This window comes from Paenibacillus radicibacter, assembly GCF_024721995.1.
Lineage (GTDB): Bacteria > Bacillota > Bacilli > Paenibacillales > NBRC-103111 > Paenibacillus_AM > Paenibacillus_AM radicibacter.
This window is the reverse complement of the sequence record NZ_JANQBC010000002.1, coordinates 1-22,084: the sequence shown is the minus strand read 5'-3', so window position 1 is coordinate 22,084 and position 22,084 is coordinate 1. Positions and strand designations below refer to the sequence as shown.

Here is a 22,084-nt window from a genome sequence, read left to right as displayed (position 1 = left end):
GCAATTGTGCATTTTATTGAATAACGGGGGAGAACACATGAACGTCTTACATCAGATCAAGACCGAAATGAACAAATGGAACCGCAATGTGAAGCTCTTTTTTCTAGCAAATATATTTTACCAAGTAGGCAGTGGAATCTTCTCAGTCTTGTATAACCTGTATATTCAATCGATTGGTTACGGCGAGACGATGAATGGTTCCATTGTCAGTATACAATCTTTAGCAACAGCACTTATGTTTATTCCAATAGGGTTTCTGGGGGATCGATCCAGTCGTAAGCGTCTGCTTATAATTGGTGCGTTATTAACAGGATTAACGTATCTAGGGCGCGCATATGCCGAGACTGAATCCAGCATGCAGTTGCTTGCGATTGGATCGGGATTATTCGTAGCTGTTTTTCAAGTGCTTGCTGTACCTTTTCTCGCGGAAAATGTGAGTAAGGAGTATCGTCTGAAGTTTTTCAGTTATCACTTCTCTGTCGTGCTCGCTGCACAAGTACTCGGCAGTCTTGGTGGGGGATTTGTTGCGGACATGCTCGAATCTATCGGGTGGTCGCAGAAAATGAGCTTGCAGGCTGTACTCATGTTTGCTGGTGTTGTGAGTGTCGTTGCCTTCTTACCGCTCTTGTTCGTAACGGAATCGAAGGAGAAGCAGTCAGCCAAGGATAAACAGTTAAAAGTAGAGGAAGAGGTAACACCTTCAACTGCGCGAGATGCGAAGACGGAGTGGAAAGTCATTGCGCAGTTTACATTGATTAATCTGATGATCGGGATAGGCTCAGGGCTTGTGATCCCGTATCTGAACTTGTACTTCGTCAATCGATTTAGTGTGAATATGACGATGGTTGGATTACTCATCTCACTTGGGCAAATTATGACGATCTTCTCGATGATGATCGGGCCGATGCTCGTTAAACGGATAGGACCTGTACGTGCAATCGTGTGTTTTCAATTGTTATCGCTACCGTTCTTGATCCTAACGGGTTTCACGAATATATTGATTGTGGCTTCAATTGGCTTCTTGTTCCGACAAGCGCTCATGAATGCAGCGAATCCGATTACATCATCCATTATGATCGAACGAGTCTCCGATTCTCGTAGAGGGATTGTGAACTCCATGACACAGACAGCGTTTATGATAGGTTGGGCAAGCATGGGCACGGTACAATCGTACTTAGTTACCACATACGGTTATTACTGGGGTTATGCGATTACGTTCAGCATTACAGGTGCTCTCTATGTCACAGCAGCAACGTTATTCTATATCATGTTTGGGAGCAAGCATAAGCAAGTATCACATGCGATTGAGGGTTAATCCTTACTAATTATATAAACTTACATATGAATCGATTTAGGTACACGATAGGAGTTATTCCTGTCGTGTTTTTTTGTCGTAAAGTCATAACCCGTGCTGTTCATTCTTACACTAGAATAGGGGGTGTTTGGGGATACTCCTTGGCTTGGCAGCGCTTAAATGGAGGCGAACTTTAAATGGAAACAGAAGTGTATCGTCCAAAGCATAAGCTGCGGTTCATTACAGCATCCAGTCTATTTGATGGGCATGATGCATCGATCAATATTATGCGTCGAATTATGCAAGCATCAGGGGCGGAAGTGATTCACTTAGGTCACAATCGCTCTGTGGATGAGGTTGTGAATGCAGCGATCCAAGAAGATGTGCAAGGTATTGCAATTAGTTCGTATCAAGGAGGGCATGTTGAATACTTCAAGTACTTGTACGATTTGCTACGTGAAAAAGGGGCTTATGGCATTAAGATTTTCGGTGGCGGTGGCGGCGTCATAGTTGCTGAGGAGATCAAGGAACTTGAAGCGTACGGGATTGTGAAGATTTACTCACCGGATGATGGCATGCGACTTGGGTTGCAAGGCATTATCAATCATATGCTGCGAGAGTCAGACTATCCGACCGTAAGGAATTTGGCAGAGGATCAGCAGCATGGCGAAGAGTTGGAGTCGAATGTTGAATTCGAGCAGGTGCAAGAGCGTAATGCACTCGCGATCGCGAAGTATATTTCCCGTTCAGAAGCATTGCTAGAGGGAACTCCGAGCATCACTAGATCTGTTCTATTTGCAAAAGGAGACCGGATTGCCGGTTCGGACTCGAACCCTGGAATCACCAATCTTCCACCTGTTATCGGCATAACAGGCACAGGTGGTGCGGGTAAATCGTCGCTCACCGATGAACTGGTGAGGCGATTCCTGAACGATTTTCCAAGTAAAACAGTGGCAATTCTGTCCGTTGATCCCTCCAAACAGAAGTCTGGCGGTGCTTTACTTGGTGATCGTATTCGAATGAATGCCATTCACAGTCCACGTGTGTATATGCGTTCGTTGGCAACTCGTAAGTCGAAGTCTGAGCTATCCGTAGCCATTACAGATGCAATCGAGGTAACCAAGGCAGCAGGATTTGATCTGATTATTGTCGAGACAGCGGGCATTGGACAAGGCGATTCAGGCATTCATACGATCTCCGATGTTGGGATTTATGTCATGACGTCAGAATTCGGCTCACCTTCTCAATTGGAGAAGATCGAAATGCTCGATTATGCAGACCTGATCGCGATCAATAAGTTCGAAAGACAAGGTTCAGAAGATGCACTCCGTGATGTGAAAAAGCAGTATCAGCGCAATCATCAGCTATTCCATGCACGTGATGACACACTTCCTGTCTATGGGACAATCGCAAGTCAATTCAATGATCCTGGGACGAATGTCTTGTATCGCGCTTTAATTAACACTATTAACAATAAATGCAAGATGGATTGGGTGTCGAGTCTGGAGATTAAAGAAACACGCAGTCGTAAGAATTTCATAGTACCACCAGATCGGACGATGTATTTGGCCGAAATTGTGAGCACGGTTCGTCAGTATAAGCGACTTACGGAGGAACAGTCTTCTATTGCACGTAAGCTGTATCAACTGAATGGGACGAAGCAGGTGCTTGAAGAGAATAATGAGCAAGCGGGTCGTACACATGAGGGAAATCATTCGAATTTTACGTCGGAATCTGAACTCATTCATGCCATTAATGATCGTATTGCGCTCCTCGAATCGCAATTACATCCCGAAAGTCGGCAAGCATTAGATCAGTGGGATGCGATGCAATCTGCTTATCGTCAGCAAGAATACGTCACCTATGTTCGAGATAAAGCGATTCGTACACAGCTTTTCACAACATCTTTGTCAGGCTTAGCTATTCCGAAGATTGCGCTGCCGACCTATTCGGATTGGGGTGACCGCATCAAGTGGGGCCTCAAGGAGAACGTGCCGGGTCAGTTTCCGTATACGGCAGGCGTGTTTCCTTTTAAAAGAGAGGGAGAAGAACCGAAGCGTCAATTCGCTGGAGAAGGAACCCCAGAACGCACGAACCATCGATTTCACTATTTATCGAAAAATGATGATGCCAAGCGCCTCTCCACTGCATTCGATTCGGTGACTTTATATGGCAATGATCCTGACTATCGTCCAGATATTTATGGCAAAATCGGTCAGTCCGGCGTATCCGTCTGTTCGCTCGATGATATGAAAAGGCTGTTCGCAGGCTTCGATCTATGTCACCCATCGACTTCGGTATCGATGACGATCAATGGACCTGCACCGTTTATCCTTGCGATGTATATGAATACAGCGATTGAGCAGCAAGTCCAGAAGTTTGTGGAGAAACATCAGCGAGAACCTATTCTTGAAGAGCACAATCAGATCAAGAAATTTACTTTGGCGAATGTGAGAGGTACGGTTCAGGCAGACATTCTGAAAGAAGATCAAGGTCAGAATACGTGTATTTTCTCGACTGATTTCGCGCTGCGGATGATGGGAGATATTCAGCAATACTTTATCGATCATCATGTACGTAATTACTATTCGGTGTCGATCTCGGGTTATCACATTGCGGAAGCGGGTGCCAATCCGGTCTCTCAGCTTGCTTTTACCTTATCCAATGCGTTTACGTACGTGGAATATTATCTCAGTCGGGGGATGCATATTGATGACTTTGCTCCGAATTTATCGTTCTTCTTCTCTAATGGTATGGACCCTGAGTATACGGTCATGGGGCGTGTCGCAAGACGAATATGGGCAACGGTAATCAAGCATCAATATGGCGGCAATGATCGGTCACAGAAGCTCAAGTATCATATCCAGACTTCCGGTCGCTCGCTCCACGCGCAAGAGATAGATTTTAATGACATTCGAACAACGCTTCAAGCCCTGCTCGCGATTCAAGATAATTGCAATAGTCTGCATACGAATGCGTATGATGAAGCGATTACAACGCCTACCGAAGAATCCGTTCGACGCGCGATGGCGATTCAACTCATTATTACGAAGGAATATGGTCTGGCGAAGAATGAAAATCCCTTACAAGGTGCCTACATCATCGAAGAGTTGACTGATCTGGTAGAAGAAGCGGTTCTTGCTGAATTTCAGCGAATTAATGATCGCGGCGGTGTACTTGGTGCGATGGAGACACAGTACCAACGGGGTAAAATTCAAGAAGAGTCGATGTACTACGAACAATTGAAGCATAGCGGCGAGCTGCCGATCATTGGGGTCAATACGTATCAGAATCCGCTCACACTTGCTGAAGATTACGTAGCACCGATGATTGAACTGGCACGGGCATCGACTGAAATGAAAGAATTACAAATTGAAAATTTGAAGCATTTTCAAGAAAGAAATCAGCATGTAAGCGAAAGCATGTTGAAACAATTACAGCACGTTGCGCAGCGCGGGGGAAATATTTTCGAAGAGTTAATGGAGACCGTGAAATATTGTTCGCTGGGACAGATTACAAGTGCGCTCTATGAAGTTGGAGGGCAGTACAGACGGAATATGTGAACAAGGAGCGTGGCAGCGATGAATTTTCAATTAACGGAAGAGCAAGTCATGCTTTGTACGATGATTCGTGATTTTGCTAAAAGTGAAGTTGAACCGACAGCAATTGAGCGGGATGAGAACGAAAGCTGGGATATGGAAATTTGGAGGAAGATGGCGAGTCTCGGGTTGACGGGTATTCCTTGGCCTGAACAATATGGCGGCGCTGGCGCAGATTACTTGAGCTATGTTCTTGCTGTGGAGGAATTATCGAAGATCGACGCATCAGTAGGTGTGACGTTATCTGCTCATGTTTCATTGGCAAGCTGGCCGGTATACAGCTATGGAACGGAAGAACAGAAACTTAAATTTTTGAAACCAATGGCGGAAGGAAAGAGGATGGGCGCGTATTGTTTGACAGAGCCGGGTTCGGGTTCAGATTCGAGCAATATGAAGACGACGGCGATTTTACAAGATGAAGAATGGCTGTTAAATGGGACGAAGATATTTATTACGAACGGAAGTTATGCAGACGTATTTATCGTGTTTGCTCAGACCGATCCTGCAATGCAGCATAAAGGCATAACTGCTTTTATTGTGGAGAAAGACACGCCTGGACTAACCATTGGTAAAAAAGAAAAGAAGATGGGCATTCGCTCGTCCTCAACGACACAGGTCATTTTTGAAGATTGCAAAGTGCCGAAGGCAAATATGCTCGGGCAAGTGGGTGAAGGTTTCAAGATTGCGATGAAGACGTTAGACGGAGGGCGAAGCGGTATTGCAGCTCAAGCAGTAGGGATTGCACAAGGGGCGTTCGATTTAGCGATTCAGTATGCGCTTACGCGGGTGCAGTTTGGCAAGCCAATAGCGAAGATGCAGGCAATCCAATTCAAGCTTGCGGACATGGCGACGAAGATTGAAGCAGCTCGCTTATTAACTTACCAAGCCGCATGGCGGGAGGATCAAGGTTTAAGCTATGGCTGTGAATCGTCCATGGCGAAGTTGTTTGCAAGTGATGCCGCAATGGAAGTGACGACAGAGGCTGTGCAAATCTTCGGGGGTTATGGCTACATTCGTGAATATGCGGTGGAACGGTTTATGCGGGATGCCAAGATTACACAAATTTATGAAGGTACGAACGAGATTCAGCGGCTCGTCATAAGTAGCCATCTAATGAAAGAAGCTGAAGGAAGGAGCAGCTGATATGACGATTCCAAGTCGCCATCAGCAGGCGGGATTGCCTGACGATCAAGTCATCGAAATGTATCGATATATGCTGTTAACTCGTAAGCTCGATGAACGAATGTCTTTATTAAATAGAGCGGGCAAAATCCCATTCTTCTTATCCTGTCAAGGACAGGAAGCGGCGCAAGTGGGGGCGGCGTTCGCTTTTGAAATTGGAAAAGATTATGCCTGTCCCTATTACCGTGATTTGGCGTTCGTCCATGTATTCGGGATGACAAGCCGCGATTCAATGTTGAACGTGTTTGCTAAAGCAGAAGATCCCAATAGTGGCGGCAGGCAGATGCCTGGGCATTTCGGATGTCGTAAACATAACATTATGAGTGCATCAAGTCCTGTTGGAACGCAGATTCCACATGCAGTAGGTATTGCTCTTGGTGGAAAGCTAGAAGGAAAAGACATGGTTGTATATGTCAGCTTTGGTGAAGGCACGAGCAATCAAGGTGATTTTCATGAAGGTGCGAATTTCGCAGGGGTGCACAAGCTGCCGGTTATATTCTTTTGTGAAAATAATCAGTACGCGATTTCCGTACCACTGCATAAGCAGCTTGGTTGTGAAAGTGTAGCGATGCGAGCGCAAGGGTATGGATTCCCTGGTGTGAAGGTAGATGGGAACGATCCTATTGCGGTGTATCAGGTTGTGAAAGAAGCGGTAGATCGGGGGCGCAGGGGTGAAGGTGCGACCTTGATCGAGGCGTTGATGTATCGGATTAATCCGCATTCTAGTGATGATGATGACCGTCAATATCGTTCTCAAGATGAAGTGGCAGCAGCTCGAAGTAAAGATCCTGTTCGAATGTTTCGTCTATATTTGGAAGAAGTCGGGCTATGGAATGAGCATAAAGAACAAGCCTTATTAAGTGAACTTACTCACGAAGTAAACGATGCAACAGATTATGCGGAAAAGGCGCCTTTTCCCGAGCCAGAAAGCACGCTTAAGTATGTGTATGGAAATTAGGAGGTCATACCAATGCCCGTCATTAGCTATATTGATGCAGTTGCGTTGGCACTACGTGAAGAGATGCAGCGAGACCGTAAGGTATTCGTTATTGGGGAAGATGTCGGTATTCGTGAAGGCGTGTTCAGGGCAACTAAGGGGTTGCTAGAACAATTTGGGGAAGAGCGAGTTATTGATGCGCCACTTGCAGAATCTGCGATTGTCGGTGTGGCTATTGGTGCTGCTGCCTATGGGATGCGCCCCGTAGCAGAGATGCAGTTTGCCGATTTTATAATGCCAGCCGTGAATCAGATCGTAAGTGAGGCAGCGAAGATGCGCTATCGCTCAAATAATGATTGGCATTGTCCACTTGTCGTTCGTGCTCCATATGGAGGCGGTGTGCATGGTGCGCTGTACCATTCGCAAAGTATTGAGGCTATGTTCGCGAATGTACCTGGACTTAAAGTGGTAGCCCCATCTACGCCATATGACGTAAAAGGCTTGCTTAAATCTGCCATTCGCGACGAAGATCCTGTGTTGTTTCTTGAACATAAGAAGTGCTATCGATTAATTAAAGGGGAAGTTCCTGATACGGATTACACCTTGCCAATTGGAAAAGCCGAAGTGAAACGCGAAGGCGATGATATAACGGTTATTGCGTTTGGACTTATGCTACATTATGCGCTTCAAGCAGCAGATACGCTCGCCGAAGAGGGGATAAGTGCACATATACTCGATTTGCGCACGTTATATCCGATTGATAAGCAAGCCATTATTGATGCAGCAATTAAGACGGGCAAAGTTCTTATTATCCATGAGGATAACAAAGAAGGCGGGATCGGTGGGGAAATATCAGCGATTATTGCCGAAGAATGCTTGTTTCAGTTAGATGCACCTATTCGTAGACTATGTGGGCCAGATACGCCTGCAATGCCATATAGTCCACCACTAGAGAAATTTTTCATGCTAGATGCAGATGCTGTAATGCATGCCATGCGCGATCTAGCTGAGTTTTAAGGGGGGAGATGAGATGACTTCGATTGTTCGTATGCCACAGCTTGGAGAAACAGTAACCGAAGGGACAGTACTTAAATGGTTAGTCGCTCCAGGTGATTGGGTCAATAAGTATGAGCCGATCTGCGAGATTATGACCGATAAAGTCACTGCAGAAGTCCCCTCGACTGTAAGTGGAGTTGTTCACCAACTTATTGCTGCTGTTGGAGCAACGATTCCAGTAGGTGGAGTGATGTGTGAGATTACGGAGCAAAGTGTAACTAATTTGGAGCAAAAGACGGAAGCTGAAAGGTTCGGTGATTCGGGGCAGGATGGGGGAAAACAGTACGGAGTGAGACAGGGTGAAACAAGTAAGGTACATCCGTTCAATGAAGGTACTTCTGAGCAACCTACGCTGGCGCAATCTTCTGTCGGCATTTCCCAAGCCCACATCTACTCCCCAGTTGTACTTGAATTAGCAAGAGAGCATAATCTTACTTTGTCCCAAATTCAGGGTACGGGTAAAGGCGGACGGGTGACGAGGAAGGATGTACTGGGATATTTGGAGCAACAATCATTATCAAAGTCAGCGCCGTTGTCACAAGTACAACAACCACTTGCATCAAGATCCTCAGAGTTATCATCACAATCCATGTCGCCATCACATGCATTAATATCAACAAACAACCCATTCAGCGATCCCATCCACCCATCTACCCACCCTATATCCTCTAATAATCACACCCCTATCGCTGCCATTTCTAACATTCAAGCTTCACAGAAAACGACTCCACTTCAATATTACGCACATCCCTCTTGGATGATGGTCGAAGTCGATGTCACGAATCTCGTTAAGTTTCGAGAAGAGAAAAAGGATTATTTTGCAAGCCGAGAAGGGCTTAAACTTTCGTACTTACCTTTCTTTATCCGAGCAGTCGTCGAGGGCTTGAAGAAATATCCTTTGCTTAATTCCACTTGGGAAGGCGAGCAACTCACTACGGGTAAGCCCATTCATCTATCCCTTGCAGTCGCAGCTCATCACAAACTGTACGCACCAGTTATTCGCAATGTCGATCATCAAAGCTTCTTAGGACTCACGCAATCTCTTCATGATGTTGTGAATAAAGTTAAACATCACCGACTTAATGTGAATGAATCTTCAGGCGGTACGTTTACGCTTAACAATACAGGGGCAATCGGTTCGATTGAATCTCAGCCCACACTTCATTATCCACAAACAGCTGTCCTTAGCATTGAGATGATCACGAAACGTCCAGTCGTTGTTGACAGTATGTTCGCCATTCGCTCCATTGTGAACTTATGTTTAACAGTTGATTCTAACGCAATTGATCCACTGACAAGCGGGCATTTTCTGCAAAGTATGAAACAGTATTTGGAAAATCATATCACGGATACAGTCCTTTACTAGAGGAGGTTGAGCGATGAGCACAGCATCTCGAAGAACGGTAATCGTAAGTGCTGTACGTACACCAATTGGAAAATTAGGGGGAGCGTTATCTTCACTTTCTGCAGTAGATCTTGGTGCAACTGTGATTCGAGCTGCCGTAGAACGAGCAGGTGTAGCGCCAGATCACATAGATAAGGTTGTCATGGGAATGGTCCTGCAAGCAGGAGCGGGTCAGATTCCTTCTCGGCAAGCAGCAAGGCAAGCAGGACTTCCTTGGACGACAACTTCCGAGACAATTAACAAAGTATGTGCATCTGGTATGCGTGCCGTCACCCTTGGTGATCAAATCATTCGAGCAGGTGATGGGGAAGTTATCGTTTCTGGCGGCATGGAGTCGATGTCGAATGCGCCATATGCGCTTCCGAGTGCTCGTTGGGGTATGCGCCTTGGTAACACTGAGGTCGTAGATTTACTTAATCATGATGGACTCCGCTGTGCATTCCATCAAGTGCCCATGTCTGTACATGGAGCTAAGGTAGCGGCTGAGTATGGAATATCACGAGAAGCGCAAGATGCTTGGGCACTTCGTTCACATGAGCGTGCGATTTATGCGCAAGAGTCCGGCTACTTTAAGGATGAGATCATACCTGTGGAAATTACGAATAAGAATGGAAGCAAGACGATTGTCGATCAAGATGAGGCGCCTCGCCGAGATACATCACTTGAGAAATTAGCGAAGCTAAAGCCACTGGGTGAGTCAACCTCCACGATTACAGCTGGCAATGCACCGGGAGTGAATGATGGGGCTGCTGCTCTTGTTCTGATGTCCGAAGAACGTGCGAAGCAGGAAGGTCTAACTCCACTGGCAACTATTATCGGTCATGCTGATTATGCAGTAGTCGCACCCTATCTTGCGGTGACACCAGCTTTCGCAATTAAGAATTTGTTAACAAAAACTCGTCGTGAAACCTGGGAAGTGGATCTATTTGAAGTGAACGAAGCGTTTGCAGCGGTTCCCATAACGACAGGATACTTGCTCGGTTGGGATGAGAACAAAGTCAATGTAAACGGTGGTGCTGTTGCGATAGGCCATCCGATTGGAGCAAGCGGTGCCCGTATTATCTGTACCTTAATTCATGAATTAAGGCGTCGCGGCGGCGGTTTAGGTGTAGCGGCAATCTGTTCAGGTGCAGCACAAGGCGATGCGATCATGCTTGAAGTCCATCCACCATCAAGTGGTGAGCCATCCGAATCATTAGAGGTGATCGAGTGAGTATCGAGATTCAGACTGTGATGGTTATTGGCGCAGGTCAGATGGGCAGTGGTATTGCGCAGGTAGCAGCCGAAGCAGGGCTGTATGTCATTTTACATGACCAAACCGATGCGATTGTCCAGCGTGGAATCGATCAAATTACGATCAATTTAACTCGTGATGTAGCCAAAGGTCGTAAGACCGAGGCTGCTAAGCAAGCGATCCTCGCGCATATCGAGCCATCTACTCAACTTGATGACGCCCATTCGGTTCAACTCATTATAGAGGCGATTGTTGAGAACATGTCTGTCAAATGTGAATTGTTCCGAAGGTTGGAAGCGATCGCGCCGAAAGAAGCTATTTTTGCAACGAATACATCGTCCCTTCCGATTACTGAGATTGCTGCTGTCACGACCCGTCCTGAGCTTGTGATTGGCATGCATTTCATGAATCCTGTGCCTGTGATGAAGCTTGTTGAGGTCATTCGTGGGCTTGCCACATCAGATGAAACAACTCAGACCATTACAGATCTTGCTCGGAAAATGAACAAAGTTCCTGTGGAAGTCAATGACTTCCCAGGTTTTGTGTCCAATCGTATTCTCATGCCGATGATCAACGAAGCGATTTATTGTGTGTATGAAGGAATTGCGAAACCGGAAGCCATTGACGAAGTGATGAAGCTTGGGATGAACCACCCGATGGGACCTCTTTCGCTAGCTGATTTTATCGGGCTAGATACGTGTTTATCCATTATGGAAGTGCTGCATGAGGGCTTAGGAGATACCAAGTATCGTCCATGTCCACTGCTGCGCAAATATGTGAAGGCAGGATGGCTCGGTAAAAAAACAGGTCGTGGTTTTTATAAGTACTGACCTATTTGTCTCATTTGAAACATATTTATGGGGGAGGGGCTGCTCATGGACTTTACTCTGACATCCGAGCAAGAGGCGCATCGTGATCAGGTGCGTACATTTGCACAGAAGGAGATCATCCCCTATGCCATACAGATTGATCGAAGTGATCAGTTTCCACGTGACATTGTAGACAAAATGAGTGAGAAAGGGCTACTCGGACTGCCTGTTCCGAAACAATGGGGAGGGTCAGAAGTCGATTTTCTCTCGTACAACCTCACGATTGAAGAAATTTCTTATGCGAGCGCTACACTTGGCGTCATTCTCGCTGTGCATACTTCAGTCGGTACGATGCCGATTGTGAACAATGGGACACAGGTGCAGAAGGAAAAGTACCTACGTAAATTAGCAACGGGACAGATGATCGGCGCATTCGCGCTCACTGAACCCCAAGCAGGATCAGATGCCTCACAAATTGCGACCAAGGCGTACCGAGAGGGTGAGAACTATATCCTGAATGGTACCAAAATGTTCATTACAAACGGCGGCGAAGCAGATGTTTACATAACATCAGTTGTTACGGAAACAAATTCCGGTGCACGCCAAATTTCTGCGTTTATCGTTGAGAAGGAGACCCCAGGTCTTATTATTGGAAAAAAAGAGAAGAAGATGGGGATGAACGGCTCTGCGACGACGACGCTCATCTTCGATCAAGCCAAAGTACCTGCTTCGCAACTGCTTGGAGTAGAAGGTGAAGGGTTTCATATCTCACTTCGGCATCTGGATAGTGGACGTATCAGCATCGCGGCACAAGCTCTTGGAATCGCAAGGGCGGCGTATGATCAAGCCCTTCAATATACGAAGCAGCAGAGTGCCGACCTGAACGACGCACATTTACTCTTCATGAAAAATAAACTCGCCAGCATGGCGACTCAGCTTGAAGCCGCTAAGCTGCTTATCTACAGAGCGGCTATGCTTCGCGATCAGGGATTGCCCTGTGGCAAGGAAGCCTCGATGGCAAAGATGTTTACCACAGATACGGCGATGTCCATCACGAGAGATGTGGTACAGATGTTAGGTGATTATGGCTATTCTCAAGACAATCTTGTCGAGCGTTATATGCGCGATGCGAAAGTCACGCAAATTTACGAAGGGACGAACCAGATTCAGCGGATCGTCATTGCGAAGCACATTTTGAAAGACGCGATGTATCAAGTGAGGTAGAAAGGGGTGATGCCGATGGAATCAGCAGGATTGCGGCTACGACAAGCGCTGATCGATGAGTGTCCACTCCAAGTGGCAGGAACAATTAATGCGTATACGGCGCTGATGGCGAAGCGGGTCGGCTTTCGTGCGATCTATTTGTCAGGAGCAGGTGTTGCGAATGCTTCATTCGGGATGCCGGATCTGGGAATGACGACATTGACCGACGTTCTAGACGATGTTCGGCGCATTACTGCCGCAGTCGATTTACCGTTACTAGTTGATGTGGATACCGGCTTCGGCGGTACGCATAGTGTGGGGCGAACAATTCGCGAGATGATCCGTGCGGGTGCAGCAGGCGTTCATATTGAAGATCAAGTTATGGAGAAGCGCTGCGGACACCGTCCGAATAAAGGCATTGTGAGCAAAGATGAGATGGTAGATCGCATTAAGTCAGCGGTGGATGCTAGGATCGATCCGAACTTTGTCATCATGGCACGGACCGATGCACTTGCAAATGAAGGGCTGGATGCTGCGATTGATCGTGCACAAGCGTGTGTGGAGGCTGGGGCGGATATGATCTTCCCGGAGGCTGTTCAGACACTAGAGCAGTATGAGCGTTTTGCCCAAGCGGTTCAAGTACCGATCTTAGCGAATATGACGGAGTTCGGACAGACCCCGCTTTTTACAATTGATGAATTGAAACAGGCCCAAGTGAGCTTAGCACTCTATCCGCTCGCGGCATTTCGTGCGATGAATGCAGCAGCGAATTTAGTGTATCAGACCCTTCGAACGGAGGGAACTCAGCGTAACATTACGGACCAAATGCAAACTCGCACTGAACTATATGATGTACTTGGCTATTACGATTACGAGAAAAAGTTGGATGAGCTCTTTGCTAAAGTGAAAGGGGGATCATAAACATGGCTGCACCCCAGAAACAAGGTGGTTTAGCGGGAATAACAGCAGGTCAGACATCAATTGCTACGGTTGGAAAAGAAGGTAAAGGTCTGAATTACCGCGGATATTCAATCTTTGATCTTGCTGCACATGCTACGTTTGAAGAAACCGCTTATTTGCTCATCTATGGTCAATTACCAAGCTCTAATGAGCTCGTTGCATACAAGCAGAAACTTCAAGGACTACGAGATTTACCTGCTGATCTGAAAAATATTCTGGAGCGACTGCCACGCTCAGCGCATCCGATGGACGTTCTGCGTACCGGATGTTCGGCGCTTGGTACGATGGAGATAGAGGGTGAGTCCTATACCCAAGCAGATATTGCTGATCGATTGATGGCAAGCTTCGGATCGATGCTGCTGTATTGGTACCATTATTCACAATCGGGTACAAGAATCGAACTACATGCAAGTTCAGATAGCATTGCCGGTCTTTTCTTAGAATTGCTACATGGTCATCCGCCAAGTGAGCTGCATGAACGTGTTATGGACATCTCGCTCACGCTGTATGCCGAACATGAATTTAATGCATCCACCTTCGCTGCGCGTACGACGGCATCCACCTTATCGGATATGTACTCTGCGATCACGTCAGGAATTGGAACACTGCGCGGATCCTTACATGGCGGAGCGAATGAAGCGGCGATGGAGTTGATCGCTAAATTTAACGATCCCGATGATGCCGAAGCGGGTCTCTTATCGATGCTGGCGGGTAAACAGCTCGTGATGGGCTTCGGTCACCGGGTCTATTCGATCTCTGATCCGCGATCTGACATTATTAAAGAATGGTCGCGTAAACTGTCGGAAGAAACAGGGGACATGAAGTTGTTTGACATCTCTGAGCGAATTGAAAGCTTGATGTGGCAGGAGAAGAAGCTGTTTCCGAATCTGGATTTCTATAGCGCATCGGCTTATCACTTGCTTGGTATTCCTACGGCGATGTTTACTCCAATCTTCGTTATTTCCCGCACAAGTGGGTGGTCAGCCCACATCATGGAGCAGCGAGCGAATAATAAGCTGATCCGTCCTAGTGCCGATTATATTGGTCATGATCCGATGCCATGGCTGCCTATGGCAGATCGAGGTTAACAACATGTCTGGACTCCATTTTCTATACGTTGAAAAAGGAGGTGCGAACTTATGTCATCATCTATTTCCAAATCCCGAGGAGAATACGACCAAGTACTCCAAGAAATAGCGAGGTACGTGGCGAATGACTCCATTGAAAGTGAAGAAGCTTACAATATTGCGCGCTTGTGCCTAATGGATGCACTTGGTTGTGGACTACTAGCACTGCGTTACCCGGAATGCACGAAGCTGCTCGGCCCAATTGTACAAGGAACAGTAGTCCCACATGGAGCGAAAGTGCCGGGGACTCAACATCAACTTGATCCCGTCCAAGCTGCGTTTAATATTGGAACGATGATTCGCTGGTTGGATTACAACGATACATGGCTTGCTGCTGAATGGGGTCATCCATCGGATAATTTAGGGGGCATCCTTGCGATAGCAGACTACATGAGTCGGAAGAACATTGCGGAGGGCAAATTATCACTTTCCATGCGTGATGTCCTGACCGCGCTGATCAAAGCCCATGAGATACAAGGCATTCTTGCTTTGGAAAATAGTTTTAACAGAGTTGGACTGGATCATGTCGTACTCGTGAAAGTCGCTTCAACAGCAGTGGTGACTCATCTTCTCGGAGGAAGTGAAGAGCAGATTGCAAGTGCGCTTTCTCAAAGCTGGATTGACGGACAGTCGCTTCGTACGTATCGTCATGCACCGAATACCGGCTCTCGTAAATCTTGGGCTGCAGGAGATGCCACAAGCCGTGCGGTTAGACTTGCCTTGATGACAATGAAGGGTGAGATGGGATATGAGTCGGCCTTAACGGCGAAGACGTGGGGTTTCTATGATGTGTTGTTCAAGGGGAATAGTTTTAAGTTTAGCCGACCTTATAGCTCCTATGTCATGGAAAATGTTCTATTCAAAATCTCATTCCCAGCCGAATTTCACGCCCAGACGGCAGTCGAATGTGCCATTCAATTACATCCTGAAGTCAAACATCGCTTAGACGATATTGATGCAATTGTACTCACAACCCACGAATCAGCGATTCGAATCATCGACAAGACAGGACCGCTTCACAATCCTGCTGACCGCGATCACTGCTTGCAATATATGGTGGCAATTGGACTCATGTACGGGGAACTGAACGCGGATCACTATGAAGATTCGTTCGCCTCTGATCCTCAGATTGATACTTTACGTCAATTCATGCGTACACAAGAGAGCATCACATACTCTGCCGATTATTTAGACCCTGAGAAACGATCCATTGCCAATGCGGTTCAAGTCTTTTTCAAAGATGGAACATGTACAGCTAATATTGAAGTGCAGTATCCAATCGGACATCGCCGCCGTCGTGTAGAAGGTATCCCACATTTAGAAAGTAAGTTCATAGCAAGCCTTGCTACGAGGTTTCCACAGCATCAGGCTACGAGCATTTTTGATGCAAGTAAGGATCAGGAGAAATTCGAGTCGATGCCTGTTTCGGCATTTGTCGATCAGTTTGTCATTTAAAATTTTACTAAAAATCAGAAACATAAGAAGGGTTTCAGTAAAAAGTAGGGAAGTAATTTAAGGTAACTTATTTTCTTGTAACTAGAAAGGATGATTACCGAGTGAAATTTAGTCAAATGCCTTATGAAAGACCAGATATGGAGCAGGTGGAAAGTCAATTTACTGAGCTGCTCGCTGCTTTCCAAGCAGCAGAAACATTCGAAGCGCAAAATGAAGCTATGAGAGCTTACAATCAACATCGCAGCAGCGTAGAAACGTTGATTAACATCGCTTATGTACGCAACTCCATAGATACGAATGATGAGTTCTATAAAGCTGAGCAAGAATTCTGGGATGATACGATTCCGCACATTCAGAAGCATCAAGCAGATTACTACAAAGCACTTGTAGAATCCAAGTTTAGATCTGAGTTGGAAGAAAAGTGGGGCTCACAGCTGTTTCAATTAGCAGAGCTTTCAATCAAAGTATTTAGTCCTTCGATCATCGAAGACTTGCAATTGGAAAATAAGCTGAGTTCGGAATACCAGAAGTTGATTGCTTCTGCAAAAATTCCGTTTGAAGGTGAAGAGCGTACACTTGCGCAAATGCAGCCGTTTACGTTATCGACAGATCGCGATATGCGCCGTCGTGCAAGTGAGGCACGCTATGGCTTCTTCGTAGAAAACGAAGAACAATTAGATCGTATCTATGATGATCTTGTTAAAGTAAGACACACGATTTCACAAAAGCTAGGCTTTAACAGCTTCACTGAAGTAGGTTATGCACGTATGCAACGTATCGATTACGATGCAGATATGGTTGCGAACTTTAGAAAGCAAGTTTTGGAGTACATCGTTCCTGTTACACAAAACTTGAAAGAGCGCCAAGCGAAGCGCATTGGTGTTGAGAAATTGTCTTATTACGATGATAAATTCAGTTTCTTAACAGGTAACGCGAAGCCGAAGGGCGACCCGGAATACATCGTAAATAGCGGTTCTCAAATGTACAAAGAACTATCTCCAGAGACAGATGCGTTCTTCCAGATGATGGTGAATGAAGAGCTTATGGATTTGGTGAGTAAGAAAGGCAAGCAAAGTGGCGGTTATTGCACATACTTCAGCGACTACTCGAAGCCGTTCATTTTCTCCAACTTTAATGGTACTGCAGGCGACATCGACGTGTTGACACATGAAGCAGGTCATGCGTTCCAAGTGTATTCCAGCTGTGGACATGAAATCCCAGAGTATCACTGGCCAACACATGAGGCTTGCGAAATTCATTCAATGAGTATGGAATTCTTCGCATGGCCTTGGATGGAATTGTTCTTCAAGGAAGACACAGAGAAATACAAGTTCAATCACTTAGGTGAAGGTCTCAACTTCATTCCTTATGGCGTATCGGTAGATGAGTTCCAGCATTTCATCTATGCGAATCCTACTGCTACACCAGCTGAGCGTAAGCAAGCATGGCGTGATATCGAGCGCAAATACTTGCCTCACCGCAATTATGATGAGAATGATTACTTAGAGCGCGGCGGATTCTGGGTGCAACAACAGCACATCTTCAATTCACCGTTCTATTATATCGATTACACATTAGCTCAAATCTGTGCGTTCCAATTCTGGAAAGGCATGCATGACAACAAAGAGAAGGCTTGGGCAGATTACGTTGAACTATGTAAGGCTGGCGGAAGCAAGTCCTTCACTAAACTCGTAGAGCAAGCAAACTTGATCTCACCATTCGAAGATGGCTGCGTGGCATCTGTTATCGGTACGATTGAAGAGTGGCTCAACAGTGTAGACGACACGAAGCTGTAATAAACGCGAATTCAATGTTAGAAGAGGCACTACTCCTATTTATTAGGGGTAGTGCCTTTTTGGCTTATCTTACAGAACTGTCATTCGCGTATCACTAACTTCGATAGGAACATCCTGGGCAAGCGAGTATGATTGGTTCATAGAGAACAAGCGATTACATACGCGACCTAAGGAGGATCATATGAACAAGGTAGTAGAAGTTAGCAACGTCCAGAAAATATATGGTAAGAAAGGTGATAATTTATCTTATGCATTGAACGGGATTTCATTTGGTATTGTGGATGGGGAGTTCGTCGGTATCATGGGGCCATCAGGCTCGGGTAAGACGACTTTGCTGAACGTGATTTCCACATTAGATCGTTCTACAGGTGGTGTGATTCAAGTAGCGGGTCAGAATATCACGGCTATGAATCAGACACAGCTAGCGGACTTCCGTGCGAAGACGTTAGGGTTTATTTTCCAAGATTTTAACTTGCTTGAGAATTTATCGATCTATGAAAATATTGCCTTGCCACTTTCCCTTCAAGGAGTACCAGCCAAGCAAATTCGCGCGAAAGTAATGAAAGTAGCGAAGACACTAGACATTGAAGAGATTATTAAGAAAAGTCCTAGTGAAGTTTCTGGTGGTCAGAAGCAACGTGCAGCTGCAGCCCGTGCACTTGTGCATGAGCCAGCAATTATTCTTGCGGATGAGCCGACAGGAGCACTGGATTCGAAGAATGCGACAAGCATGCTTGAAGCGATGCAAGAACTAAATGAACAACAGGATGTATCGATTCTGATGGTAACGCATGATGCTTTCAGTGCAAGCTATTGCAAACGAATCTTATTCATTCGTGATGGTAAATTATTTACCGAACTACATCGTTCTGGTAGCCGCGAGCAATTTTATAAGCAGATTCTAGATATTCTTGCTGATCTTGGCGCGACTGCAGGCATGGAATAAGGGAGCGAAGCATATGTTACTTAAAATTTCTCTCTCAAGCATGAGAAAAATGATGAAGGACTACATTGTCCTTCTTGTCGGCCTAGTCATCTCGATCTCGATCTTCTACATGTTCCAAACACTTGCGATGAACGAAGAATTTGTAAAGGCAAATGCGGTCATCCGATCGATTATGTTAGTGTTCAATGTGGGTTCTGTATTGCTGGCCATCATTACATTCTTCTATATTTTCTATGCAAATTCGTTCTTGTTATCACTAAGACGTAAAGAATATGGCATGTATATGATGCTAGGTGCCAAGAAAAGTAAGATTGTAAAATTGATGTTTATTGAAACAATGCTCGTTGGGATTGCTGCGCTCATTATCGGTATTCTTGTAGGAACAGGGCTTGCTAAAGTTGTGGGTCAGATGCTCATGAAGCAAATTGATTTTACTTCGAGCGGGTACGATGCTTTCTTAATGAAGGCTGTCATTATGACAATTGGATTTTTCATTGCAATTTTCATCTTAACAGGTATTGTGAATGCACTTAAGCTTTCACGTACATCGATTCTAGATTTACTTCGCGCAGAGTCGAGTAAAGATCGTATTAGAAAAGGTGGAATCATCACAGTAATCTTCGCAGTCATTGCAGTGGCATGTATTGCAGCAGGTTACTATGGTATTTGGAACTTAATGAAGCTTAAAGAGATGGGTTTTTACCTTGGTGCGTTTGCTACAACAATTGGTACGTACTTATTCTTTATGACTTTCTTGCCGGTATGGGTAAATGGGTTAAAGAAGAACGAGAAGCGTAATTTGAAAGGCATTAATGCCTTTACATTCTCTCAGCTTCAATTTCGTGCGAATTCCTTATCCCGATTATTAGGTACAATTGCTATGCTAATTGCACTTGGTGTAGGCGCAATTTCTGGAGGGCTTGCGTTCCAGAACAATGCCTATAATAATGCAGCGAATAGTCAAGTAGCTGATGTTGTCGTTCATGATCCGAGTAAGCATGATAAAGATTTGCTTGCAAATATGAAATTCAATGAACAGCATGAGTATCGTTATAAGATAACGGATAAGAATATATACTTCTTAAAAGAAGACTTGCTCGCATCTCCGCCACTTTATCGTAAGTTAGAGCAGAGTGATAAGGGGATTTTCGATCCCAAGAAAAAGCCGGAACGATTAACAATTCCGCTACCTGAACCTCTTTATATTGATTTTGAACGAGATAAAGATAGTTCTGCTCCGAAAGCTAAAGTTCTGGAATCGAATTGGAGTGAAACTCTAAGCACAGAGTTTAATAGCGGTTACTCCATGTTCGGTGGACGAAGTACGTATGTAGCCGATCAGAACAATTATAATAATGTCAAGGCAGAAGAGCATAAAGTATACGTTGGGTATGTCGACGATTTCCTCGTTTACAAAAAAGAATTGAAAGAAATAAACGAGAGACAAATGGTTCTTGCTAAACAGCATGGTAGCAAAATGGAAGATATGCGTACCAAGTATGCAACGTACGAAGCAATGCACACGATGTCCAGCGGTACGATGTTCATGGGATTCTTCCTAGGTATTGCATTCCTTGCGATGATGGCAAGTTGTCTGATGTTCAAAATTTTATCTGGTGCTGCCCGTGATATACAGCGTTATCAGATGCTACGTAAGATTGGGGTACGCAAGCAATTATTAACGAAGTCAATCTACAAGGAATTACTTGCAATCTTCGCGCTTCCAGCAATCATTGGTGTTATGCACGTTGTTGCGGGGATGGAAATGTTTAGCTTTATTTTGGCTGATCCATATTTCAAAATTTGGGTGCCAATCGTGATCTTCTCTGTGATTTACACGGTATATTACATGATCACTGTTCAGCTATACAAAAGCATCGTTCTTCCGAAAGAACGACTATAAGGACAAACGACCTTCGGTTCCAGATATGGGATCGAAGGTCGTCTTTTGTTTATATCATCTACTTATTCTTCACTATATCCATACCATAGGGTAGCTGCCTTAATGGAATTCAGTTGATACATGATCGTCATGGACAATAAACACGAGAACATTAAATACGATGACCCACATCGGTGCGTCACCTTGACTTATCTTACAGAACTGTCATTCGCGTATCACTAACTTCGATAGGAACATCCTGGGCAAGCGAGTATGATTGGTCCATAGAGAACAAGCGATTACATACGCGACCTAAGGAGGATCATATGAACAAGGTAGTAGAAGTTAGCAACGTCCAGAAAATATATGGTAAGAAAGGTGATAATTTATCTTATGCATTGAACGGGATTTCATTTGGTATTGTGGATGGGGAGTTCGTCGGTATCATGGGGCCATCAGGCTCGGGTAAGACGACTTTGCTGAACGTGATTTCCACATTAGATCGTTCTACAGGTGGTGTGATTCAAGTAGCGGGTCAGAATATCACGGCTATGAATCAGACACAGCTAGCGGACTTCCGTGCGAAGACGTTAGGGTTTATTTTCCAAGATTTTAACTTGCTTGAGAATTTATCGATCTATGAAAATATTGCCTTGCCACTTTCCCTTCAAGGAGTACCAGCCAAGCAAATTCGCGCGAAAGTAATGAAAGTAGCGAAGACACTAGACATTGAAGAGATTATTAAGAAAAGTCCTAGTGAAGTTTCTGGTGGTCAGAAGCAACGTGCAGCTGCAGCCCGTGCACTTGTGCATGAGCCAGCAATTATTCTTGCGGATGAGCCGACAGGAGCACTGGATTCGAAGAATGCGACAAGCATGCTTGAAGCGATGCAAGAACTAAATGAACAACAGGATGTATCGATTCTGATGGTAACGCATGATGCTTTCAGTGCAAGCTATTGCAAACGAATCTTATTCATTCGTGATGGTAAATTATTTACCGAACTACATCGTTCTGGTAGCCGCGAGCAATTTTATAAGCAGATTCTAGATATTCTTGCTGATCTTGGCGCGACTGCAGGCATGGAATAAGGGAGCGAAGCATATGTTACTTAAAATTTCTCTCTCAAGCATGAGAAAAATGATGAAGGACTACATTGTCCTTCTTGTCGGCCTAGTCATCTCGATCTCGATCTTCTA

At 45.2% G+C, this 22,084-nt stretch carries 16 protein-coding genes; all 16 read left to right on the top strand.

What is annotated here, in order from left to right; all coding sequences use genetic code 11:
- The first annotated feature begins 37 nt into the window (after positions 1-37).
- The 16 genes from NV379_RS05220 (at position 38) to NV379_RS05145 (ending at position 21,976) form a co-directional block, all read left to right on the top strand.
- A complete protein-coding gene (locus tag NV379_RS05220; RefSeq protein WP_373426077.1) occupies positions 38-1,315 on the top strand; it encodes an MFS transporter in 1,278 nt (425 codons plus the stop codon).
- 176 nt (positions 1,316-1,491) lie between these two features.
- On the top strand, positions 1,492-4,857 hold the full coding sequence (gene icmF / locus NV379_RS05215; RefSeq protein WP_258206234.1) for a fused isobutyryl-CoA mutase/GTPase IcmF: 3,366 nt from the start codon (positions 1,492-1,494) through the stop codon (positions 4,855-4,857).
- Positions 4,858-4,875: 18 nt separating this feature from the next.
- Positions 4,876-6,036, top strand: a complete 1,161-nt coding sequence (locus NV379_RS05210; protein ID WP_258206233.1) for an acyl-CoA dehydrogenase — start codon at positions 4,876-4,878, stop codon at positions 6,034-6,036.
- A gap of 1 nt (position 6,037) precedes the next feature.
- Positions 6,038-7,033 (top strand): thiamine pyrophosphate-dependent dehydrogenase E1 component subunit alpha, encoded by a 996-nt coding sequence (locus NV379_RS05205; RefSeq protein ID WP_258206232.1) that lies wholly within the window; start codon positions 6,038-6,040, stop codon positions 7,031-7,033.
- Between the two features lie 12 nt (positions 7,034-7,045).
- Positions 7,046-8,029 (top strand): alpha-ketoacid dehydrogenase subunit beta, encoded by a 984-nt coding sequence (locus NV379_RS05200; protein WP_258206231.1) that lies wholly within the window; start codon positions 7,046-7,048, stop codon positions 8,027-8,029.
- A gap of 13 nt (positions 8,030-8,042) precedes the next feature.
- A complete protein-coding gene (locus NV379_RS05195; protein WP_258206230.1) occupies positions 8,043-9,434 on the top strand; it encodes a dihydrolipoamide acetyltransferase family protein in 1,392 nt (463 codons plus the stop codon).
- A 13-nt stretch (positions 9,435-9,447) separates the two neighbouring features.
- The gene (locus NV379_RS05190; protein WP_258206229.1) at positions 9,448-10,686 is read left to right on the top strand and encodes an acetyl-CoA C-acetyltransferase; all 1,239 of its coding nucleotides are present in this window, start codon (positions 9,448-9,450) and stop codon (positions 10,684-10,686) included.
- Positions 10,687-10,688: 2 nt separating this feature from the next.
- The gene (locus NV379_RS05185; RefSeq protein ID WP_258206707.1) at positions 10,689-11,537 is read left to right on the top strand and encodes a 3-hydroxybutyryl-CoA dehydrogenase; all 849 of its coding nucleotides are present in this window, start codon (positions 10,689-10,691) and stop codon (positions 11,535-11,537) included.
- A gap of 45 nt (positions 11,538-11,582) precedes the next feature.
- A complete protein-coding gene (locus tag NV379_RS05180) occupies positions 11,583-12,740 on the top strand; it encodes an acyl-CoA dehydrogenase family protein (protein WP_258206228.1) in 1,158 nt (385 codons plus the stop codon).
- A gap of 15 nt (positions 12,741-12,755) precedes the next feature.
- A complete protein-coding gene (gene prpB, locus NV379_RS05175; protein ID WP_258206227.1) occupies positions 12,756-13,640 on the top strand; it encodes a methylisocitrate lyase in 885 nt (294 codons plus the stop codon).
- Positions 13,641-13,642: 2 nt separating this feature from the next.
- On the top strand, positions 13,643-14,767 hold the full coding sequence (prpC, locus tag NV379_RS05170; protein ID WP_258206226.1) for a bifunctional 2-methylcitrate synthase/citrate synthase: 1,125 nt from the start codon (positions 13,643-13,645) through the stop codon (positions 14,765-14,767).
- A gap of 51 nt (positions 14,768-14,818) precedes the next feature.
- Entirely contained in the window at positions 14,819-16,261 is a 1,443-nt protein-coding gene (locus tag NV379_RS05165) for a bifunctional 2-methylcitrate dehydratase/aconitate hydratase (RefSeq protein ID WP_258206225.1), read from the top strand.
- 101 nt (positions 16,262-16,362) lie between these two features.
- Positions 16,363-18,057: a M3 family oligoendopeptidase gene (locus tag NV379_RS05160; RefSeq protein ID WP_258206224.1), complete on the top strand. Its 1,695-nt coding sequence runs from the start codon at positions 16,363-16,365 to the stop codon at positions 18,055-18,057.
- 181 nt (positions 18,058-18,238) lie between these two features.
- Complete coding sequence (locus NV379_RS05155; RefSeq protein WP_258206222.1) at positions 18,239-19,003, top strand: ABC transporter ATP-binding protein; 765 nt, start codon at positions 18,239-18,241, stop codon at positions 19,001-19,003.
- Positions 19,004-19,016: 13 nt separating this feature from the next.
- On the top strand, positions 19,017-20,906 hold the full coding sequence (locus NV379_RS05150; RefSeq protein ID WP_258206223.1) for an ABC transporter permease: 1,890 nt from the start codon (positions 19,017-19,019) through the stop codon (positions 20,904-20,906).
- A gap of 305 nt (positions 20,907-21,211) precedes the next feature.
- Positions 21,212-21,976: an ABC transporter ATP-binding protein gene (locus NV379_RS05145; RefSeq protein WP_258206222.1), complete on the top strand. Its 765-nt coding sequence runs from the start codon at positions 21,212-21,214 to the stop codon at positions 21,974-21,976.
- Positions 21,977-22,084: the final 108 nt, after the last annotated feature.

Coding starts and splice junctions, on each gene's coding strand:
- NV379_RS05220 (WP_373426077.1), top strand. CDS start 38: ATGAACGTCTTACATCAGATCAAGACCGAAATGAACAAATGGAACCGC.
- icmF (WP_258206234.1), top strand. CDS start 1,492: ATGGAAACAGAAGTGTATCGTCCAAAGCATAAGCTGCGGTTCATTACA.
- NV379_RS05210 (WP_258206233.1), top strand. CDS start 4,876: ATGAATTTTCAATTAACGGAAGAGCAAGTCATGCTTTGTACGATGATT.
- NV379_RS05205 (WP_258206232.1), top strand. CDS start 6,038: ATGACGATTCCAAGTCGCCATCAGCAGGCGGGATTGCCTGACGATCAA.
- NV379_RS05200 (WP_258206231.1), top strand. CDS start 7,046: ATGCCCGTCATTAGCTATATTGATGCAGTTGCGTTGGCACTACGTGAA.
- NV379_RS05195 (WP_258206230.1), top strand. CDS start 8,043: ATGACTTCGATTGTTCGTATGCCACAGCTTGGAGAAACAGTAACCGAA.
- NV379_RS05190 (WP_258206229.1), top strand. CDS start 9,448: ATGAGCACAGCATCTCGAAGAACGGTAATCGTAAGTGCTGTACGTACA.
- NV379_RS05180 (WP_258206228.1), top strand. CDS start 11,583: ATGGACTTTACTCTGACATCCGAGCAAGAGGCGCATCGTGATCAGGTG.
- prpB (WP_258206227.1), top strand. CDS start 12,756: ATGGAATCAGCAGGATTGCGGCTACGACAAGCGCTGATCGATGAGTGT.
- prpC (WP_258206226.1), top strand. CDS start 13,643: ATGGCTGCACCCCAGAAACAAGGTGGTTTAGCGGGAATAACAGCAGGT.
- NV379_RS05165 (WP_258206225.1), top strand. CDS start 14,819: ATGTCATCATCTATTTCCAAATCCCGAGGAGAATACGACCAAGTACTC.
- NV379_RS05155 (WP_258206222.1), top strand. CDS start 18,239: ATGAACAAGGTAGTAGAAGTTAGCAACGTCCAGAAAATATATGGTAAG.
- NV379_RS05150 (WP_258206223.1), top strand. CDS start 19,017: ATGTTACTTAAAATTTCTCTCTCAAGCATGAGAAAAATGATGAAGGAC.
- NV379_RS05145 (WP_258206222.1), top strand. CDS start 21,212: ATGAACAAGGTAGTAGAAGTTAGCAACGTCCAGAAAATATATGGTAAG.